Here is an 18,821-nt window from a genome sequence, read left to right as displayed (position 1 = left end):
TTGGTCTCGGAAGGAGACCTGCCATGACCCGGACTGCTTATCTGAACTGCATCAAACCCTCTCTGCTGTTTGCGCTGATCCTGCTGACGGCCATGTTGCGTGCTCTGCCCGCCCCGGCAGCGGGGTCCGAGACGCTGACGGTCGCCGGAGGCTGTTTCTGGTGCGTGGAATCCGATTTCGAATCCGTCCCCGGCGTGCTTGGGGCGGTGTCAGGCTATACCGGTGGCAAGACGGCGAACCCCACCTATGATCAGGTGTCCAAAGGTGGCACCGGTCATTATGAGGCGGTTCAGATCACTTTCGACCCCGCCAAAGTATCGCGTGAAACACTGTTGAACATGTTCTTCCGCTCGGTTGATCCCACCGATGCAGGCGGCCAGTTCTGTGATCGGGGCGACAGCTATCGCACCGCCATTTTCGTCTCTAACACAGGGGAAAAGGCGCTAGCGCAGAAAGCCAAAGGTAATGCTCAGCAGGCATTGGGGCAGACCGTCGTCACACCGATCCTGCAGGAAGGCACATTCTATCCGGCCGAAGAATACCATCAGGATTACTACAAGGGTGACAAGCTGGTCTTTACCCGCTTTGGCCCCAAGCGCCAGAAGAACGCTTATAAGGCCTATCGAAATGCGTGTGGCCGCGATGACCGTGTCCGGCAATTGTGGGGTAGCGCTGCGCCCTTCGCTGGGTCTTAATCGAGCTGCGCCTCGCGCACCTCTTTCAAATCCGGAATAACATCCGCTGTGCCGTGCCGCGTGACCATCAGGGCCGCGGCACGCATCGCTTGGGCGATCGCCTGCGCCATCGGCATCCCTCGATCCATCCCCGCCAGCACATATCCGGTGAAGGTATCCCCCGCGCCGGTCGTATCGACAGCGCTGACCTTATGGGCCTCGAACTGCTGAGGGTCATGGCCTTGATGGTAATACCGCGCGCCTTTTGCACCCAGCGTCACGATCACATGCTCTACAGGCAGGTCCGAGGGCGCAAGGCCTGACGCGGCCTGCAACTGCTCGGCCTCGACCTCGTTCAGGATCAGGAAATCCAGAAATGGCAGGACAGCCTGAACCGCGTCGGCCTGAAATGGGGCGGCGGCGTAGCAAACGGTCAGGCCAAGGTCGCGGCCCAGCCGTGCTGCCTCGATCTGTGCGTTGGTTTCGTTCTGCATCACCAAAACGTCCCCGGTGACGGCCTCACCCAAGGCCCGTTGCAGCTGCTGCGCCTCCAACGCGTGATTGGCACCGGGGTAGAGGATGATCAGGTTTTCACCCTCGGCATCCACGGCGATGATTGCATGACCGGTTGGGGTGTCGGTCTCAGAGATAAACCGGGTATCAACCCCATATTCGGTCAATCGGTCGCGCGCCCAGCGCCCATCTGACCCGACGGCGCCGATATGCGCCACCCGCGCCCCAGCCCGGGCTGCCGCCACCGACATATTGGCCCCCTTGCCACCCAGAAACCGATCAAGCCCGCCCGCCGCTAAGGTTTCGCCCGCTTCCGGCAAATGCGGCAGGGCATATACCATATCCGCGTTGATCGAGCCCAGGTTCCAGATCGTCATGGTCTATCCAATATCGCAGGAGGCCAGAATAGCCATGTTCAGAATGTCATTCGCGGTCGAGACGGTCGAGCAGATCTGAATCGGCTTGTCGACGCCGGACAGGATCGGGCCGATCACGGTCGCCCCGCCCATTTCCTGCATCAGTTTGGTCGAGATCGAAGCCGAGTGCCGCGCCGGCACGATCAGGATATTGGCCGGCCCGGTGAGGCGCTGAAACGGGTATCCAGCTTGCTGATCCACGTTCAGCGCGACGTCCACGGTCATCTCGCCCTCGTACTCGAAGTTGACGCCGCGCTGGTCCAGAACCACCGGCGCGCGGTGCATCTTCTCAGCCCGCTCGGACACCGGATAGCCAAAGGTCGAGAAGCTGACAAAGGCCACCCGAGGCTCCAACCCCATGTGACGCGCCACCGCGGCCGAACGTTCGGCGATCGTGGCCAGATCATTTTCATCGGGCCATTCGTGCACCAATGTGTCACCGATCAGAACGATACGACCTTTGTGCAGCAGTGCAGTCACACCGGCTGCACCATGGGCGGCATCGGCATCAAATACGTGATTGATACGATCCAGCACATGCGCCGATTTGCGCGTAGCACCGGTCACCAGACCGTCGCCATGACCATGCGCCAGCATCAGGGATGAGAACACATGCCGGTCGCGCGCCGCGAGGCGGTAGATGTCTTTCCGGTCAAAACCCTTACGCTGCAGGCGTTTATACAAAAAGTCTGTATAGGTCTCGAGATGTGTGGTGTTGGCCGCATTCACCACTTCCAACTCGCGTACCGCATCCCCCAATCCAGCTTCTTCCAGCTTGAGTTTGACATCGTCCGGACGGCCCACAACCAACGCCTTGCCGAAGCCCGAGCGCTGATAGGTCACTGCGGCGCGCAAGACGCGGGGATCGTCGCCCTCGGCAAAGATCATCCGGCTTTGTGCCTGACGCGCACGGGCGTTCAGGCCGCGCAGGATGCTGGCAGTTGGGTCCATGCGGGATTTGAGGCTCAGCTCATAGGCGTCCATGTCGATGATCGGACGGCGGGCTGCGCCAGTGTCCATACCCGCCTTGGCGACAGCAGGCGGAATACGGTGGATCAGGCGCGGATCAAACGGCGTCGGGATGATGTAATCACGCCCAAAGGTCAGCGACTTGCCATAAGCCATGGCAACCTCATCCGGCACGTCCTCACGCGCCAGATTGGCCAGCGCATGGGCGCAAGCGATTTTCATCTCATCATTGATGGCGCGGGCATGAATGTCCAAAGCGCCGCGGAACAGATAGGGAAAACCCAAAACGTTGTTGACCTGGTTCGGGTAATCGCTGCGTCCGGTGGCGACGATGGCATCGACGCGCACTTCATGGGCTTCTTCCGGCGTGATCTCGGGATCCGGGTTGGCCATGGCGAAGATCACAGGATTGTCGGCCATACTGGCAACCATATCTTGTGTCACGGCGCCTTTGACCGATACGCCCAAGAATACATCGGCCCCCTTCATCGCTTCTTCGAGAGTCCGAAGATCGGTGGAGATCGCGTGCGCCGATTTCCACTGGTTCATGCCCTCGGTCCGACCCTGATAGATCACGCCCTTGGTGTCACAGACGATGCAGTTCTCATGCCGCGCGCCCATCGACTTGAGCAGTTCGATACAGGCGATGCCCGCAGCCCCGGCCCCGTTCAGAACGATCTTCACATCCTCGATCTTCTTGCCCGAGATATGCAGCGCGTTGATCAGACCCGCCGCACAGATCACCGCTGTGCCGTGCTGATCATCGTGGAAGACGGGGATGTCCATCTCCTCCTTCAGGCGCTGTTCGATGATGAAACATTCAGGTGCCTTGATGTCCTCAAGGTTGATACCGCCAAAGGTCGGCCCCATCAGGCGAACCGCGCGGCAGAACTCATCCGGGTCCTCAGTGTCCAATTCGATATCGATCGAGTTCACATCGGCGAACCGTTTGAACAGGACAGATTTCCCCTCCATCACCGGTTTCGAGCCCAGCGCACCGAGATTGCCAAGGCCCAGAACGGCTGTGCCATTCGAGATCACGGCAACCAGATTGCCCTTGTTGGTATAGTCATAGGCCGTTTCGGGTGCCTCGGCGATGGCTTCACATGGAACAGCAACACCGGGGCTGTAGGCAAGCGACAGATCGCGCTGCGTGGTCATGGGAACGGTGGCCTGCACCTCCCACTTGCCGGGGGTCGGGTCCAGGTGAAAGGCCAGTGCCTCTTCTTTGGTGATCTTCGCTTTGGGCATCTTCTGGGTCGTTTCCATGACTTCAGGGCTGATGCGTCATAGCGCAGGCGCGCGCGCGCCTCAACGACAATGCGTTTTCACCTTTCGTCGCACGAAGGGGATTTGTAAGGTCGCGTCCGGAAGACGCCAATAGGGGGCCGCTTTTGTCCACAGTCACGCCAATGATGGCGCAATATCTAGAGATCAAAGAGGCCCATGCCGACGCCCTGCTGTTCTACCGCATGGGCGATTTCTACGAGATGTTCTTCGAGGACGCCGTCAACGCTGCCGAAGCGTTGGACATCGCCTTGACCAAACGTGGCAAACACAACGGAACCGATATTCCGATGTGCGGCGTGCCGGTCCATTCGGCTGAGGGCTATCTGCTGACCCTGATCCGCAAAGGCTTTCGCGTCGCCGTCTGCGAGCAGATGGAAAGCCCGGCAGAAGCGAAGAAAAGAGGCTCTAAATCGGTGGTAAGGCGTGATGTCGTGCGTCTGGTGACGCCCGGCACGCTGACCGAAGACGCCTTGCTGGAAGCCCGCCGTCATAACTTTCTGGCCGCCTATTCCGAGGTGCGGGACGAGGCAGCGCTGGCTTGGGCTGATATCTCAACCGGTGCGTTTCACGTGATGCCTTTGACATCCGTTCGTTTAAGCCCCGAGCTTGCGCGACTGGCTCCGTCCGAGCTGATCGTAGCGGATGGCGCGGATCAGCCGCTGCAAGAACCGGTCCGCGATCTGGGTATCTCACTCACCCCTATCGGACGTGCAAGTTTCGACAGCACAGCGGCAGAGAAACGCATCTGCGGTCTGTTTCACGTGGGCGCGCTGGATGCGTTTGGTTCCTTCGGGCGCGCCGAAGTGTCGGCTATGGGCGCGCTGATCGACTATCTGGAGATCACTCAGAAGGGCAAATTGCCCCTGCTGCAAACGCCTTTAAAGGAATCCGAAGATCGCGTCGTTCAGATCGACGCCGCCACACGCCGCAATCTGGAACTAACCCGATCTCTGTCCGGCGGTCGTGCCGGATCGTTGCTGTCGGTTGTCGACCGCACCGTCACACCCGGTGGTGCGCGGCTGCTGGAGCAGCGCCTGTCCAGCCCTTCGCGCAATCTGGATGTGATCCATGCCCGGCTGGATGCGGTGACTTTCGCGGCTGAGGACAGCTTGACCGCCTCAGACCTGCGCGAGGCGCTGCGCAAGACCCCGGATCTGGACCGCGCCCTTTCGCGGCTTTCCCTTGAGCGTGGAGGGCCGCGCGATCTGGCCGCCGTTCGCAACGGACTGACTCAGGCGTCAACGATTGCCGAGCTTTGCGGTACGCAGGACCTGCCAATATTGCTGTCTACAGCCGTTCAAAACCTTGTCGGCTTTGATGACCTCTTGGGTCTGCTTGACGAGGCGCTGGTTGCCGAACCGCCGCTATTGGCTCGTGACGGAGGCTTCATAGCCCCCGGCTTTGACTCGGAACTGGATGAGGCCCGAACTTTGCGCGACGAAGGTCGCTCGGTCATCGCCGGGTTTCAGCAGAAATACGCCGAGCATACCGGCATTGCTTCGTTGAAGATCAAGCATAACAACGTGCTGGGTTACTTCATCGAAACCACCGCCACACATGCCGAAAAAATGCTGAACCCGCCGTTCAGCGAGACCTATATTCACCGTCAAACCACAGCCAATCAGGTGCGCTTTACCACCGTCGAACTCTCCGAGATCGAAACCCGTATCCTGAACGCAGGAAATCTGGCTTTGGAGATCGAAAAAAGGCTCTATCAAAGGCTATCTGACGAGATTCTTACCCTTGCTGCCCGCCTGAACCAAGCCGCACGCGGGCTGGCTGAGCTGGATTTGACCACCGCCTTGGCAGATCTGGCACGCGGAGAAAACTGGTGTCGACCGCAAGTCGATGCCTCGCGCGCGTTCGATGTGCAGGGCGGTCGCCATCCGGTCGTGGAACATGCGCTGCGCCAGCAAAGTGGCGATGCGTTCATCGCCAATGATTGTGATCTGAGCGCCGAGGACGGTGCTGCCATCTGGCTGCTGACAGGTCCCAACATGGCCGGTAAATCAACCTTCCTGCGCCAGAACGCGCTGATCGCCCTGTTAGCGCAAATGGGCAGCTATGTTCCGGCAGAGCGGGCGCATATCGGTGTCGTCAGCCAGCTGTTCAGCCGTGTCGGCGCGTCCGACGATTTGGCCCGGGGCCGCTCGACATTTATGGTCGAGATGGTGGAAACCGCTGCCATCCTCAACCAGGCTGACGACCGCGCGCTGGTCATTCTTGATGAAATTGGCCGCGGCACCGCCACCTATGACGGCCTGTCCATCGCCTGGGCGACGCTGGAACACCTGCATGCCGCCAATAAATGCCGTGCCTTGTTTGCGACCCACTACCATGAATTGACCGCCTTGGCAGGAAATCTGGAAGGCGTCGACAACGCCACCGTCGCGGTCAAGGAATGGGAAGGTGAGGTGATCTTCCTGCACGAGGTGCACAAAGGCGCCGCCGACCGGTCCTATGGTGTTCAGGTCGCCCAACTCGCCGGTCTGCCTGCATCCGTGGTTGAGCGCGCCCGCGTCGTGTTGGATCAGTTAGAGAAAACCGAGCGCGAGGGCGGCAAGCAAAAGGCCTTGATCGACGACCTGCCCTTGTTTTCGGCAGCGCCACCTCCCCCGCCTCCGGCACCCAAGGCCTCACCGGTCACGGATATGCTTGACGAGATCTTGCCGGATGAGCTGACCCCGCGCGAAGCGTTGGACCTGATCTATAAATTGAAAGAGGCGGCCAGATCCTGACCGCCTCAAAATTCTTGGTTTTACAACTGCTTAGCTTGCAGGCATAGACGAAACGCCGACCTGCGCCGGGCGCAGCAGGCGGTCATGCAGCATGAAACCTTCGGCCGAGACCTGAATGATGTCCCCGGCTTTGGTGCCAGGCACCGGAGCCTCAAACATCGCCTCATGTACATTCGGGTCAAACCGGTCGCCAACTTCGGGCGTGATCACTTCAATCCCGTGCTTCTGGAACACGTCCTTCAACGCTCGCATGGTCAACTCGACACCTTCCAGCAGACCGGCGGCAGACTCTTTCTGCTCGTCGGTCGCGGCCTCAAGCGCGCGCTTCATATTGTCATAGACTGGCAGCATGTCGCGCGCCAGTTTCGACCCGCCATACTGCTCAGCATCCCGGCGCGCCTTGTCACCGCGCTTGCGGGCGTTCTCGGCGTCGGCCAGCGCACGCATGAACTTGTCTTTATAGTCGTCTCGCTCAGCACGCAGCTGATCGATCTCCAGCGCCTCTTCGCTGATCTCAGCAAATTCCTCGGCAAACTCTTCCGCTTCTGCGGACATGATATCGTCCAGAAATTCTTCGTTCTTGGGCTCTGCCATCTCTTACCCTCTAGCTCCGGTCGGATATCAGCTTGCCGACCAGTTGCGCCGTATAATCCACGATTGGCACGATCCGTCCATAATTCAGACGTGTGGGTCCGATAACCCCGACCGCACCGATTATCTTTCGATCAGCGTTCATATATGGAGACACCACCAAAGAGGAACCCGAAAGTGAGAAAAGTTTGTTCTCGGAACCAATAAAAATGCGCACACCCTCGCCATCTTCGGTCAATTCGAGGAATTCGGCGATGTCACGTTTGCGTTCCAGATCGTCAAACAGCGTTCGGATCCGGTCCAACTCTTCAGTCTGACCCGGTTCATTCAACAGATTCGCCCGCCCGCGCACAATCAAACGGGCCGAGTCGCCGCCATCGCTGTCCCAAGCGGCCATCCCGCTCTCGACCATCTCACGCGCCAGCACGTCGATTTCTTGTCTGCGGGCGTCGATCTGGCTTTGCATCTGACGCCGCACTTCGCTGAGCGTGCGCCCCTCGATCAGCGCATTCAGAAAGTTCGCCGCCTCACGCATTGAACTGGGTGTCTGCCCTGGCGGGGGGGTGAACAGCCGGTTTTCCACGTGACCGTCCGAGAATACCAGAACCACCAAAGCCCGGTCATGGCCCAGAGAGACGAACTCGATATGCTTGATCTCGGCCTCGTGCTTGGGTGTCAGAACCAGAGAGGCACCTTGTGTCACGTGTGACAATGCCGATCCCACACGGTCCAGCATTCCGCCCACATCGCCCGCGTTAGAGCCTAAAGTCTCGTCTAGTTTCTGCCGATCATCCGCACCCAAATCGCCAACTTCGAGCAACCCATCGACAAACATACGCAGCCCCTGCTGGGTCGGAATACGCCCCGCACTGATATGAGGGCTGTCCAGCAGGCCCAGAAACTCCAGATCCTGCATGACGTTGCGCACAGTGGCGGCGCTGACTTTTTCGGACAAAGTACGCGTCAGCGTGCGGCTGCCGACAGGCTCACCGCTGTCCAGATAACTTTCGACGATCAGCCGGAATACTTCCCGTGATCGGTCGTTCATCTCATCCAGAATTTTGCTCGCTTCACTCATCGGCGGTCCCCTGCTGGATCGTCATTAAATCGCAGGTAAATGAAAGGTCAATCGGGGTTGCATCGTAACGCTGCGGGGCGGTATCCCCAACCCAGTAGATAAAGGAATTCCCATGCGACCCTCAGGACGTGATCTAAACGAAATGCGCGCCGTTTCAATCGAAACGGGCTTTACCAAACATGCCGAAGGTTCCTGCCTGATCAAGATGGGCGATACCCACGTGCTGTGCACCGCCACGATCGAGGATCGCGTACCACCCTTCATCAAAGGCTCAGGGCTGGGTTGGGTCACCGCCGAATATGGAATGCTGCCACGGGCGACGAATACGCGGATGCGGCGCGAGGCTGCCTCGGGCAAGCAGGGTGGTCGGACTGTGGAAATTCAGCGCCTGATTGGCCGTGCGTTGCGCGCCGGTGTGGACCGGGTCGCCCTGGGTGAACGACAGATCACTGTCGACTGTGATGTGATCCAGGCTGATGGCGGAACGCGCTGCGCTTCGATCACCGGTGGTTGGGTTGCGCTGCGTCTGGCCGTCAATAAGCTGATGAAGACGGGAGAGGTGATTTCCGATCCGCTGGTCGATCCGGTTGCCGCTGTGTCCTGCGGTATCTATGCTGGTCAGCCGGTTCTGGACCTCGACTATCCCGAAGACAGTGAGGCCGGTGTGGATGGTAATTTCATCATGACCGGTTCAGGCAAACTGATCGAGGTTCAGATGAGCGCCGAAGGCTCGGTCTTCAGCCGCGCCCAGATGGACCAACTGATGGATCTGGCCGTAAAAGGCGTGGGCGAGCTGGCCGCAGCACAAAAGGCCGCCACCGCATGACCCGCAGGTTCGACGGGGACAGGCTGCTGGTTGCCACCCACAACAAAGGCAAGCTTGAGGAGATGGCGCATCTCCTCGAACCCTTTGATGTGACGGTGGTCGGCGCGGGCGAGATGAACCTGCCCGAACCGGAAGAGACCGAAGACACATTTGTCGGCAACGCCCGGATCAAAGCTCATGCCGCTGCGAAGGCGACCGGCCTGCCTGCCCTGTCGGACGACTCCGGGATCACCATTGATGCACTGGACGGCGCGCCCGGTGTCTATACCGCCGATTGGGCCGAAACCGGAAATGGCCGCGATTTCCTGATGGCCATGACCCGTGCCCATACTGAGCTGGAGGCTAAAGGTGCCGCGCATCCCCGCACCGCACAGTTCCGCAGCACATTGGTTCTGGCCTGGCCCGATGGTCACGATGAGGTATTCGAGGGCATCGCCCCCGGTCATCTAGTCTGGCCAATCCGAGGCGAAGGCGGGTTTGGCTATGACCCGATGTTTGTCCCCGACGGATACGACATTACCTTTGCCGAGATGGATCGTTGGGAAAAGAACAAGATCAGCCATCGCGGCCGCGCGGTTGAGATGTTCGTGAAAGGCTGCTTTGGCGGATGATTGGCGCAATGGGGGCTTTGGCCTGTATGTGCATTGGCCCTTCTGCGAGGCTAAGTGCCCCTATTGCGACTTCAACAGCCATGTTTCCAAAAATATCAATCAAAAACAATGGCTTGGTTGTTATCTTAGTGAACTGAAACGATCTGCCGCTGAAACACCAGATCGCGTGTTGAACACGATCTTCTTTGGCGGCGGCACCCCGTCGCTGATGGCGCCGGAAACTGTCGCCGCCATCATAGACGAGGCCCGCGCCCTGTGGCGGCCCGCAAACGACATGGAGATCACGCTTGAGGCCAACCCAAGTTCGGTCGAAGCGGGTCGATTTGCGGCCTATCGAGACGCCGGCGTGAATCGGATCTCGATGGGTGTGCAGGCGCTGAACGATGAAGACCTGCGTCGGCTGGGCCGCATTCATACCGTCGCCGAGGCCCGAGCAGCCTTCGATATCGCCCGCACTTGTTTTGACCGCGTTAGCTTTGATCTGATCTACGCCCGGCAGCATCAGACTTTGGACGCATGGCGCGCAGAGTTGACCGAAGCCCTTTCGATGGCCGTCGATCATCTGTCTCTCTATCAATTGACGATCGAGGACGGCACGGCCTTTGGCGACCGGTATGCTGTTGGAAAACTGCGCGGCCTGCCCGAAGATGATAGCGCTGCCGATATGTATCTGGCCACGCAAGAGATCTGCGAGGCCCACGGATTACCTGCTTACGAGGTCTCAAACCACGCGCGGCCCGGTTCGGAATCGCAGCACAACCTGATCTATTGGCGCTATGGTGATTATGTCGGCATCGGCCCCGGCGCTCATGGTCGGATCACGCTGAATCGACGAAAGTTTGCAACCGAAACCCACCTGGCCCCGACGAAATGGCTCAAGTCTGCCGAGAATGGATCAGGAGAGAGCAATCGTTCAGAACTGAGCCGTCAGGATCAGGCCACCGAATACCTTATGATGAGTCTTCGCATATTTGAAGGACTAGATATTGAGAGATATCAAGCTCTCGCAGACCAGCCCTTAGCGCAGGAAAAACTACAGGCTTTAAGTGATATCGGCATGATCACGATTGGCGAAAACCGATTGCAGGCGACATCTGATGGGCGCACCGTGCTGAATGCCGTAATCCGGGAATTGTTGGAGTAGCGCATGCAATATCTCTGGGCCGGTCTGGGATTGCTCTGCGTTGCGCTCGCCATGATTGGCGTTGCCCTGCCCCTGCTTCCAACTGTACCGTTTCTACTGCTGGCTGCATTTTTCTTCGCACGTTCGTCGTCACGGCTGCACAACTGGTTGCTCAGCCACCGAACTTTTGGACCGATGATCGTCGACTGGCAAAGCTCAGGTGCAATCCGACCAGCGGCAAAAAAGGCGGCCACCGTTTCGATCGCCGCCGTGTTTGTCCTGTCGGTCGTGATCTCAGTTCCGACACATGTCCTGATCATTCAAGCCATTGTGCTTGGGTGTGTCATGGTCTTTATCTGGACGCGCCCTAACGGCTGAGCTTGGCGCACAGATCGTCCAACTGATCCAGATTCTCATAAGCCAGCACCACTTGCCCCGATTCCGCACCAGCCTTGTGGTTGATGGTCACCTTCATTGCGAGAATCGCTGACAAGTCTTTCTCCAACGCGCGCGTATCGGCATCCTTCCCGGCATTCAGGTTTCTGGATCGGGGAGCGGGCTTATCAGCATCGCCCTGTTGTTTCTTAACCAAAGCCTCGGTCGCGCGTACCGACAGCCCATCGCGCACCACCTGTTTTGCCAGCTCTGACGGGTTTTCCGCGGTGATCAATGCCCGCGCGTGCCCTGCTGAAAGCTTGCCTTCAATGACTAGCGTCTGCACATCCATCGGTAATGAGAGCAGACGCAGCAAGTTGGCGATGTGGCTGCGGCTTTTGCCCAAAGCCTCGGCCAGTTTTTCCTGCGTGTGACCAAAACGATCCATCAACTGCTTGAAACCGGCAGCTTCTTCCACTGCATTCAGATCCGCGCGCTGAATATTTTCGATGATGGCGACCTCAAGCACCTCAGTGTCATCGAACTCACGAATAATGACAGGGATTTCATGCAGTTGCGCCATCTGGGCCGCGCGCCAGCGACGCTCGCCAGCGACAATCTCATATTGTCCACCTGTGATGCTGCGTACGATCAGAGGCTGAATGATCCCCTTTTCCTTGACCGAAGCCGCAAGTTCGTCCAGTTGCTCTTGCGCGAACCGGCGGCGTGGCTGATCCGGGTTTGCTTGCAGTTTTTCAATCGGAACCTTCAGATCAGGACGGCGCGGTTCAGCTGTGATCCGACCATCCGCCTCGGGCGCTACATCAGCCATCAATGCCGACAAGCCGCGACCTAATCCCCGGGATTTGCTTTTCTTGACGCTCACTATGCCCTCCTGACGTCCGCTTAGGCGGCTACTTTGTTATTCTTATGCATGATCTCTCGAGCAAGATGCCGATAGGCCATCGCCCCAAGAGACCCGGAATCATACTGCAGAACCGGCAACGCGTAAGACGGTGCCTCGCTCACCCGTACATTCCTGGGTATCTTGGTTTTAAATACCATCTCACCCAGATTGTCACGCGCATCCTTTTCAACCTGACGGGACAAGTTGTTGCGGTTGTCATACATGGTCAACACAACACCTTCGATTCTAAGGTCTGGATTCGCGGTCTGGCGCACCTCTCGAATGGTCAGCATGAGCTGGGACAGACCTTCAAGCGCAAAAAACTCGCTCTGTAGTGGCACGAGGACAGAATGCGCCGCGACCATTGCATTTACAGTCAGCAAATTCAGCGACGGAGGGCAATCGATCAGCACAAAGTCCAACCCAAAGGTATCTATTGCAGTCTGACGCAATGCGTCATGCAACAAATAACTGCGTTTTTCGTTTGAAATCAGTTCAATATCCGCTGAGCTAAGGTCAACCGTCGCTGGAACAACATAGAGATTGCTGATCTCTGTTTCCTGAACAACGGCCTCCAACGGGGCATCATCGAGTATGAGATCATATGTCGTCCAATCCCGGTCCTCGACACCCAAACCGGTCGAGGCATTACCCTGAGGATCGAGATCCACGACCAAAACCTTGCAACCCGCTTCTGCCAATCCAGCTGCCAGATTAATCGCTGTTGTCGTCTTTCCCACCCCGCCCTTCTGGTTGGCAACCGCAATAATCCGGGGCCCGGCAGGGCGAGACAGATCAACCACGAGAGACTCCTTTGATCTTCAGGATAACGGCTTGAGGTTCCGTTAAACTTGTAATCGGCTCAACCTCGAATTTCCATTCCTTGCAGGCCTCATCCAATTCTTTTTTCCAGGTTGCGCCTTTCGGCAACAAAGCAACGCCTTCAGGGCTTAAATGCCTATCACAAAAGGACAATAGACTGGTCAGATCTGACAACGCCCGTGCGGACAGGATGTCTGCCCGAAGCGGTTCAACATCTTCGATTCGCTTGGATATGACTTTGCAATTCGCGCCAGTTTCTCGTGCAACATTGCGCAGAAACGCCGATTTGCGTTGATCGCTTTCAACTAAGGTAAACTGCGTGTCCGGAGCAGTTTCAAGCGCCATGATCGCGCAAACCATGCCCGGAAATCCCCCACCACTTCCCAGGTCCACCCAATGAGCGACGGAACCTGAGCAGTGAAACACTTGCACCGAATCCTGGATGTGACGGGTCCAGATTTCTTTAAGACTGTTACGCGAAACCAGGTTTATCTTGGGATTCCAACGCTCAACAAGTTCAACATATTTGCGCAAGCGCTCCAATGTTTCACGTGAAACATTCAGGTTATCGGGCGCCGCACCTTGGATGGCACTCATGCTTTACGCACCTTCATATCGCGACGAAGCTTTGCCAGCACCAGAGTCAATGCCGCCGGCGTCACGCCTTCAACCCGACCCGCCTGAGCGATATTAGCTGGTTTGGCCTGGGACAGTTTTTGCTTCATTTCCGTCGAGAGACCATCGAGCGAGAAATAGTCAAAATCCCTTGGAATCACATGTGATTCATCTCGCTTCATAGCCTCGACATCCCGCTGTTGTCGCGCAATGTAATTGGCATAAAGCGCATCTCGCTCAATCTGACGGCGTGTCCTGTCATCGGTTTGGGAGAGTTCTGGTTCAAGCGCTATCAAATCTTCGAATACAACATTCGGAAAGGCCAGGACAGCCATACCATCCCGGCGATTACCGTCCTGATTGACCTCGATTCCAGCTGCGCGAATTTCTTTCGGCGTAAAAGTCCGTTCTGTGAGTTTTGATTTTGCCGCCAAAAGCTTATTCAGTTTTTCGGTAAAGGCTGATCGCCGCTTCTCTCCCACGCAGCCAAGCTCAATTCCCAATGGCGTCAAACGTTGATCTGCATTGTCAGCGCGAAGCGAAAGACGGAATTCTGCTCGTGAGGTAAACATTCTATACGGTTCCGCAACACCACGAGTGGTCAGGTCGTCGATCATTACGCCGATATAGCTGTCAGAACGTGTAAAAAACACCGATTCCAGCCCCTGAACTTCTCTGGCAGCGTTCAGACCGGCTACTATACCTTGGGCGGCCGCCTCCTCATATCCTGTGGTTCCATTGATTTGGCCCGCAAGATATAGCCCCGGTACATCAGGCAGCGACAGGGAAGCATCTAAGACTCGAGGATCAACATAGTCATATTCGATCGCATAGCCCGGTTGCTGGATTTCGGCCTGCTCAAGCCCTTTGATCGAGCGCACATATTCAACCTGAACATCCTGAGGTAATGATGTGGAAATACCATTGGGGTACACCGTGTGATCGTTTACGCCCTCGGGCTCTAGAAAAATCTGATGCGAGTCCTTATCCGCAAATCTCACGATCTTGTCTTCGATCGAGGGGCAATACCTAGGCCCCACGCCATCAATATGCCCGCCGTACATCGCGGACCGCGACAGATTACGCTCGATAATCTCATGCGTTTTGGCGTTGGTATGTGTGATACCACAGGCAATTTGCGGCGCCGTCACCGATTCCGACAGGAACGAAAACAAGGTAGGTTCGGTATCGCCATCCTGCCGCTCCAGCACATCCCAGTCGATTGTCCGGCCATCGAGGCGTGGAGGTGTCCCGGTTTTCAGACGCGCCATCGGCAGTGCGAAGCCGTCCAATCTTTCTGCCAGCTTCACTGAGGGTCGGTCGCCCATGCGACCTCCGGGCTTCGAAACGTCGCCAATATGAATGACGCCCCGTAGAAATGTGCCGGATGTCAGGATAACAGTCTGCGATGGGATCACCGAACCATCCGCCAAAACAACCCCGGTTACGCGTTTTCCATCCATTCGAAAATCGACCACTTCACCAGTGATGATGGTTAAATTCGGCTGATTCTGAGTGGCTTGAACCATGGCCGCGCGATACAGTGCGCGATCAGCCTGCGCGCGCGGGCCCTGCACTGCCGGCCCTTTTCGGCGGTTCAAAAGGCGGAACTGAATGCCTGCCTGATCTGCCACACGGCCCATGACACCGTCCAACGCATCGATTTCGCGAACCAGATGGCCTTTCCCAAGACCTCCGATGGCGGGGTTACAGGACATCACCCCAATATCCCGTTCGGACAAAGTGACCAGAGCAGTCGACACACCCATACGGGCGGCTGCATGGGCGGCCTCAGCCCCTGCATGGCCGGCACCAATCACGACAACATCAAACTCCGAATGTTTCACGTGAAACACTCCTCACTTACCCAGACAGAAACTGGCGAATATCTCATCCAGAAGAGTTTCGACATCGATTCTTCCCACCAGCGATTCAAGTGCACGAATGGCAGTTCGCAGCTCTTCTGCTGCTATATCATACATATCGGGACCTGATTCCAGAACCGCCTGCGCGGCGTTCAATGCCTCACTTGCCCTTATCATCGCAATTCGATGCCTTTCGCGTGTCGCAATACCATGACTGGTAGTTCGGTCACTCAAGACACGCGAAATGTTGTCTATGAGCCTATCGATCCCCTGCCCGGTTTTACCCGAGATTCCGTCTTCGGAATCGTCGCGCAGATCAGATTTTGGCAGAACATGGATATCACCCTTCTGCATATCAACACCCAAGGAGTCTGGATTGTCAGTCAGAAACACACGTAAATCGGCAGCATCCGCACGGCTGCGCGCCAGTTCAATCCCGAGGTTTTCGACATGATCCTCAGTCTCTCTCAAACCGGCCGTGTCCAACAATGTGACGGGCAAGCCTGCGAGATCCATTCGTACCTCGATCACATCTCGCGTTGTGCCTGCGTATTCCGAGGTGATTGCTGCCTCTCGACCCGCCAAAGCATTCAGCAACGTTGACTTCCCGGCATTCGGAAGACCAACAATCGCAACCTCAAATCCAGTACGGATCCGCTCAGCAATCTGTACGCCATTGGCCTCACGAGTCAGATCAGCCTTTACACCAGAAATCAGGCTCCGGACTTCGGGCGTTACATCTGTCGGTACTTCTTCATCTGCGAAATCAATCACAGCTTCCAGCAATGACGCCGCCCGGATCAGATCCCGCCGCCAACCCTCAGCCAGGGAACCAAGCGCGCCGGCCAGAATGGTCTGAGCCTGTTTACGCTGCGCTTCGGTTTCAGCGTCGACCAGATCGGCAAGCCCTTCGACCTGAGCCAAATCCATCTTGCCGTTTTCCAAAGCTCGACGCGTGAACTCACCCGGCTCTGCCAGACGCAATCCATCCAAGTCAGACAGGCAACGCAGAACTGCATTGACCGAGGCGGTACTGCCGTGAATCTGCAACTCAACCACGTTTTCACCTGTGAAACTAGCCGGGGCCTGAAAGGTCAGCACCAACCCGTCATCCAGGCGCGCGCCATCTGGCGTGCACAATGTGCGCAGATGCATCCCGCGCGAGGGTAGCCCGCCCCCGGCCAACGTGTTCGCGGCCTCATGGGCATCAGGCCCCGAAAGGCGAATGACCGCTACACCTGCTTTACCCTGGGCGCTGGCCAGGGCGAATATCGTATCCATGGATAGCCCCCGCGACAGTGCCGGTTCGGCGTCAGGTGTTCATTGAATCGAAGAATTCCGAATTCGTCTTGGTCTGTTTCAACTTGGACAGAAGGAACTCGATCGCGTCGGTCGTGCCCATCGGGTTAAGGATGCGGCGCAGAACAAAGGTTTTCGCCAGATCGCCCTTGTCGACCAGCAGGTCCTCTTTCCGGGTACCGGATTTGAGGATGTCGATTGCCGGGAACACGCGCTTGTCTGCAATCTTGCGATCCAGAACGATTTCCGAGTTACCCGTGCCTTTGAATTCTTCGAAGATCACCTCGTCCATCCGGCTGCCGGTATCGATCAGCGCCGTGGCGATGATGGTCAGCGAGCCACCCTCTTCAATGTTCCGGGCAGCACCGAAGAAACGCTTGGGCCGTTGCAACGCGTTTGCGTCCACACCACCGGTCAGAACTTTACCCGAGGACGGAACCACTGTGTTAAACGCCCTACCAAGTCTTGTGATCGAGTCGAGAAGAATAACAACATCTCGTTTATGCTCGACCAGACGCTTGGCTTTTTCGATCACCATCTCAGACACAGCCACGTGGCGAGTCGCCGGTTCATCGAAGGTCGAAGATACAACCTCACCCTTTACCGAGCGCTGCATGTCCGTCACCTCTTCAGGGCGTTCGTCGATCAGCAACACGATCAGGTAACACTCTGGATGGTTCTGTTCGATCGAATGCGCGATGTTCTGCAGGATCACGGTTTTACCGGTCCGCGGCGGGGCCACGATCAGCGAACGCTGACCTTTACCGATGGGCGAGACTAGGTCGATCACACGGGCCGACTTGTCCTTGATGGTCGGATCTTCGATCTCCATCTTCAAACGCTCTTCGGGATACAGCGGCGTCAGGTTGTCGAACAGGATCTTATGCTTGGCCTTGTCCGGATCTTCGAAGTTGATCTTGGTGACCTTTGTCAGAGCAAAGTACCGCTCGTTCTCATCCGGTGCCTTGATCTCGCCCTCAACCGTATCCCCGGTGCGCAACGAGTGCTGGCGGATCATCTCCGGAGAGACATAGATGTCATCAGGACCCGGCAGATAGTTCGCCTCGGGCGAGCGCAGGAAGCCAAAGCCATCCTGCAGGACTTCCAGCACACCATCGCCACCAACGGTCCAACCCTCATCCGCGCGCTCGCGCAGAATCTGGAACATCATCTCGCCTTTACGCATGGTCGAGGCGTTTTCGATCTCCAGCTCTTCGGCCATCGCCAGAAGGTCTTTGGGACTTTTGGCTTTCAGGTCAGCCAGATTCAGGGCGTCAGTTGTCATGATATATACCTTCACCGCTGATCATGCGGCACGAAGTGGAATTTCAGTACGGAAGATACGCCGCCCGGACGGGCGTGTTGTGATCTACATATGCGTCCGGACGAGCGGAGTCAAATAGGCGCTCAGAACTTCACTACGACCGCCAGAACGATGGCAACCATCAGAACAGTCGGAACCTCATTCATCATGCGATACTGCCGCCCTGTGAGCTTATTTCGGCCCTCTGCGAAGTCTTTGCGCCGTGCCATCAGCCAATGATGGAACCAGGTCATCCCGATCACCGCCGCGCCCTTGATCCAGGGCCAGCTCCAATCCCAGCCAACGATGCCCGGGGTGAACACCATGATCAAGCCACAGACCCAGGCCACGATCATTGCAGGGCGCATGATCACCCGCAGCAGTTTCTCTTCCATTTCAAAGAAAATCTGTTCTGCCCCGTCGACCGCTTGCGCCTTTTCAACGTGATAGACGAACAACCTGGGCAGATAAAACAAACCGGCCATCCATGAAATCACGGCCATGATATGCAGTGACTTCACCCACGGATATATCGTGAAAAGAAGATCGGTCATTTTGGCTCCGAACGTTGCTCGGAACTCTCCCTAATAAAAAAATAAGAAAAGAAAAAGGATGATGGTTTTGTAGGGTGCGTAAAATCCGTGGATTACTTTTTTACCCATGGGTTTTCCCCAGGTGGATGAATTCTTCCGGTACGCAAGCGATTCTGTTGGCGAAATAGAAAAACTTTATATTTCATATAGTTAATAGGTATCTTTGTTCGTACTTCTGGGGATAACTCTCAGAGTAAGTTGGGACATAACGGT

Annotated in this window: 17 protein-coding genes; 6 read left to right on the top strand and 11 right to left on the bottom strand. The window is 57.0% G+C overall.

From position 1 onward, the window contains the following. Positions 1-23 precede the first annotated feature (23 nt). The gene (msrA, locus tag ACR0AZ_RS14500; RefSeq protein WP_480471344.1) at positions 24-695 is read left to right on the top strand and encodes a peptide-methionine (S)-S-oxide reductase MsrA; all 672 of its coding nucleotides are present in this window, start codon (positions 24-26) and stop codon (positions 693-695) included. Here msrA and ACR0AZ_RS14495 read toward each other — a convergent pair. Together ACR0AZ_RS14495 and ACR0AZ_RS14490 are read right to left on the bottom strand one after the other, a co-directional pair. Then, the gene (locus ACR0AZ_RS14495; protein ID WP_480471343.1) at positions 692-1,564 is read right to left on the bottom strand and encodes a ribokinase; all 873 of its coding nucleotides are present in this window, start codon (positions 1,562-1,564) and stop codon (positions 692-694) included. The genes msrA and ACR0AZ_RS14495 overlap by 4 nt on opposite strands. Before the next feature lie 3 nt (positions 1,565-1,567). Beyond that, complete coding sequence (locus ACR0AZ_RS14490; protein ID WP_480471937.1) at positions 1,568-3,823, bottom strand: NADP-dependent malic enzyme; 2,256 nt, start codon at positions 3,821-3,823, stop codon at positions 1,568-1,570. 161 nt (positions 3,824-3,984) lie between these two features. Here ACR0AZ_RS14490 and mutS point away from each other — a divergent pair, with 161 nt between their 5' ends. Further along, positions 3,985-6,600, top strand: coding sequence for a DNA mismatch repair protein MutS (gene mutS / locus ACR0AZ_RS14485; protein WP_480471936.1), 2,616 nt, complete (start codon positions 3,985-3,987; stop codon positions 6,598-6,600). A 30-nt stretch (positions 6,601-6,630) separates the two neighbouring features. Here the strand turns inward: mutS and ACR0AZ_RS14480 are convergent, their stop codons facing one another. Together ACR0AZ_RS14480 and hrcA are read right to left on the bottom strand one after the other, a co-directional pair. Beyond that, positions 6,631-7,194, bottom strand: coding sequence for a nucleotide exchange factor GrpE (locus tag ACR0AZ_RS14480; protein WP_480471342.1), 564 nt, complete (start codon positions 7,192-7,194; stop codon positions 6,631-6,633). 10 nt (positions 7,195-7,204) lie between these two features. Beyond that, entirely contained in the window at positions 7,205-8,269 is a 1,065-nt protein-coding gene (hrcA, locus tag ACR0AZ_RS14475; protein ID WP_480471341.1) for a heat-inducible transcriptional repressor HrcA, read from the bottom strand. A gap of 112 nt (positions 8,270-8,381) precedes the next feature. On the opposite strand from hrcA, the gene rph reads away from it, so the two are divergent. Genes rph through ACR0AZ_RS14455 form a run of 4 tightly spaced genes read left to right on the top strand, consistent with a single transcriptional unit; the run spans position 8,382 to position 11,207 of the window. After that, positions 8,382-9,095, top strand: coding sequence for a ribonuclease PH (gene rph, locus ACR0AZ_RS14470; protein WP_480471340.1), 714 nt, complete (start codon positions 8,382-8,384; stop codon positions 9,093-9,095). After that, complete coding sequence (rdgB, locus tag ACR0AZ_RS14465) at positions 9,092-9,706, top strand: RdgB/HAM1 family non-canonical purine NTP pyrophosphatase (protein ID WP_480471339.1); 615 nt, start codon at positions 9,092-9,094, stop codon at positions 9,704-9,706. The genes rph and rdgB overlap by 4 nt, the downstream gene beginning before the upstream one ends. Beyond that, positions 9,696-10,850, top strand: a complete 1,155-nt coding sequence (gene hemW / locus ACR0AZ_RS14460) for a radical SAM family heme chaperone HemW (RefSeq protein ID WP_480667728.1) — start codon at positions 9,696-9,698, stop codon at positions 10,848-10,850. The genes rdgB and hemW overlap by 11 nt, the downstream gene beginning before the upstream one ends. A 3-nt stretch (positions 10,851-10,853) precedes the next feature. Then, a complete protein-coding gene (locus tag ACR0AZ_RS14455) occupies positions 10,854-11,207 on the top strand; it encodes a YbaN family protein (protein WP_480471337.1) in 354 nt (117 codons plus the stop codon). Here the strand turns inward: ACR0AZ_RS14455 and ACR0AZ_RS14450 are convergent. From ACR0AZ_RS14450 to ACR0AZ_RS14420, 7 genes are all read right to left on the bottom strand, one after another. Beyond that, the gene (locus ACR0AZ_RS14450) at positions 11,197-12,090 is read right to left on the bottom strand and encodes a ParB/RepB/Spo0J family partition protein (protein ID WP_480471336.1); all 894 of its coding nucleotides are present in this window, start codon (positions 12,088-12,090) and stop codon (positions 11,197-11,199) included. The genes ACR0AZ_RS14455 and ACR0AZ_RS14450 overlap by 11 nt on opposite strands. Before the next feature lie 20 nt (positions 12,091-12,110). Continuing rightward, positions 12,111-12,914: a ParA family protein gene (locus tag ACR0AZ_RS14445; RefSeq protein WP_480471335.1), complete on the bottom strand. Its 804-nt coding sequence runs from the start codon at positions 12,912-12,914 to the stop codon at positions 12,111-12,113. Further along, positions 12,907-13,530, bottom strand: a complete 624-nt coding sequence (gene rsmG / locus ACR0AZ_RS14440) for a 16S rRNA (guanine(527)-N(7))-methyltransferase RsmG (protein WP_480471334.1) — start codon at positions 13,528-13,530, stop codon at positions 12,907-12,909. The genes ACR0AZ_RS14445 and rsmG overlap by 8 nt, the downstream gene beginning before the upstream one ends. After that, positions 13,527-15,395 (bottom strand): tRNA uridine-5-carboxymethylaminomethyl(34) synthesis enzyme MnmG, encoded by a 1,869-nt coding sequence (gene mnmG, locus ACR0AZ_RS14435; RefSeq protein ID WP_480667727.1) that lies wholly within the window; start codon positions 15,393-15,395, stop codon positions 13,527-13,529. The genes rsmG and mnmG overlap by 4 nt, the downstream gene beginning before the upstream one ends. Positions 15,396-15,407: 12 nt before the next feature. Next, on the bottom strand, positions 15,408-16,694 hold the full coding sequence (gene mnmE, locus ACR0AZ_RS14430) for a tRNA uridine-5-carboxymethylaminomethyl(34) synthesis GTPase MnmE (RefSeq protein ID WP_480667726.1): 1,287 nt from the start codon (positions 16,692-16,694) through the stop codon (positions 15,408-15,410). Positions 16,695-16,725: 31 nt separating this feature from the next. Then, positions 16,726-17,997 (bottom strand): transcription termination factor Rho, encoded by a 1,272-nt coding sequence (rho, locus tag ACR0AZ_RS14425; protein WP_480471331.1) that lies wholly within the window; start codon positions 17,995-17,997, stop codon positions 16,726-16,728. Between the two features lie 122 nt (positions 17,998-18,119). Beyond that, the gene (locus ACR0AZ_RS14420; protein WP_480471330.1) at positions 18,120-18,569 is read right to left on the bottom strand and encodes a CopD family protein; all 450 of its coding nucleotides are present in this window, start codon (positions 18,567-18,569) and stop codon (positions 18,120-18,122) included. Positions 18,570-18,821: the final 252 nt, after the last annotated feature.

This window comes from Ruegeria sp. BE3 (genome assembly GCF_056538865.1).
The sequence above is the reverse complement of the archived record's forward strand: the minus strand, read 5'-3'. Positions and strand labels throughout refer to the sequence as shown.

Coding starts and splice junctions, on each gene's coding strand:
- ACR0AZ_RS14455 (WP_480471337.1), top strand. CDS start 10,854: ATGCAATATCTCTGGGCCGGTCTGGGATTGCTCTGCGTTGCGCTCGCC.
- rho (WP_480471331.1), bottom strand. CDS start 17,997: ATGACAACTGACGCCCTGAATCTGGCTGACCTGAAAGCCAAAAGTCCC.
- ACR0AZ_RS14420 (WP_480471330.1), bottom strand. CDS start 18,569: ATGACCGATCTTCTTTTCACGATATATCCGTGGGTGAAGTCACTGCAT.
- rdgB (WP_480471339.1), top strand. CDS start 9,092: ATGACCCGCAGGTTCGACGGGGACAGGCTGCTGGTTGCCACCCACAAC.
- ACR0AZ_RS14480 (WP_480471342.1), bottom strand. CDS start 7,194: ATGGCAGAGCCCAAGAACGAAGAATTTCTGGACGATATCATGTCCGCA.
- rph (WP_480471340.1), top strand. CDS start 8,382: ATGCGACCCTCAGGACGTGATCTAAACGAAATGCGCGCCGTTTCAATC.
- ACR0AZ_RS14490 (WP_480471937.1), bottom strand. CDS start 3,823: ATGCCCAAAGCGAAGATCACCAAAGAAGAGGCACTGGCCTTTCACCTG.
- mutS (WP_480471936.1), top strand. CDS start 3,985: ATGATGGCGCAATATCTAGAGATCAAAGAGGCCCATGCCGACGCCCTG.
- hrcA (WP_480471341.1), bottom strand. CDS start 8,269: ATGAGTGAAGCGAGCAAAATTCTGGATGAGATGAACGACCGATCACGG.
- mnmE (WP_480667726.1), bottom strand. CDS start 16,694: ATGGATACGATATTCGCCCTGGCCAGCGCCCAGGGTAAAGCAGGTGTA.
- msrA (WP_480471344.1), top strand. CDS start 24: ATGACCCGGACTGCTTATCTGAACTGCATCAAACCCTCTCTGCTGTTT.
- ACR0AZ_RS14495 (WP_480471343.1), bottom strand. CDS start 1,564: ATGACGATCTGGAACCTGGGCTCGATCAACGCGGATATGGTATATGCC.
- rsmG (WP_480471334.1), bottom strand. CDS start 13,530: ATGAGTGCCATCCAAGGTGCGGCGCCCGATAACCTGAATGTTTCACGT.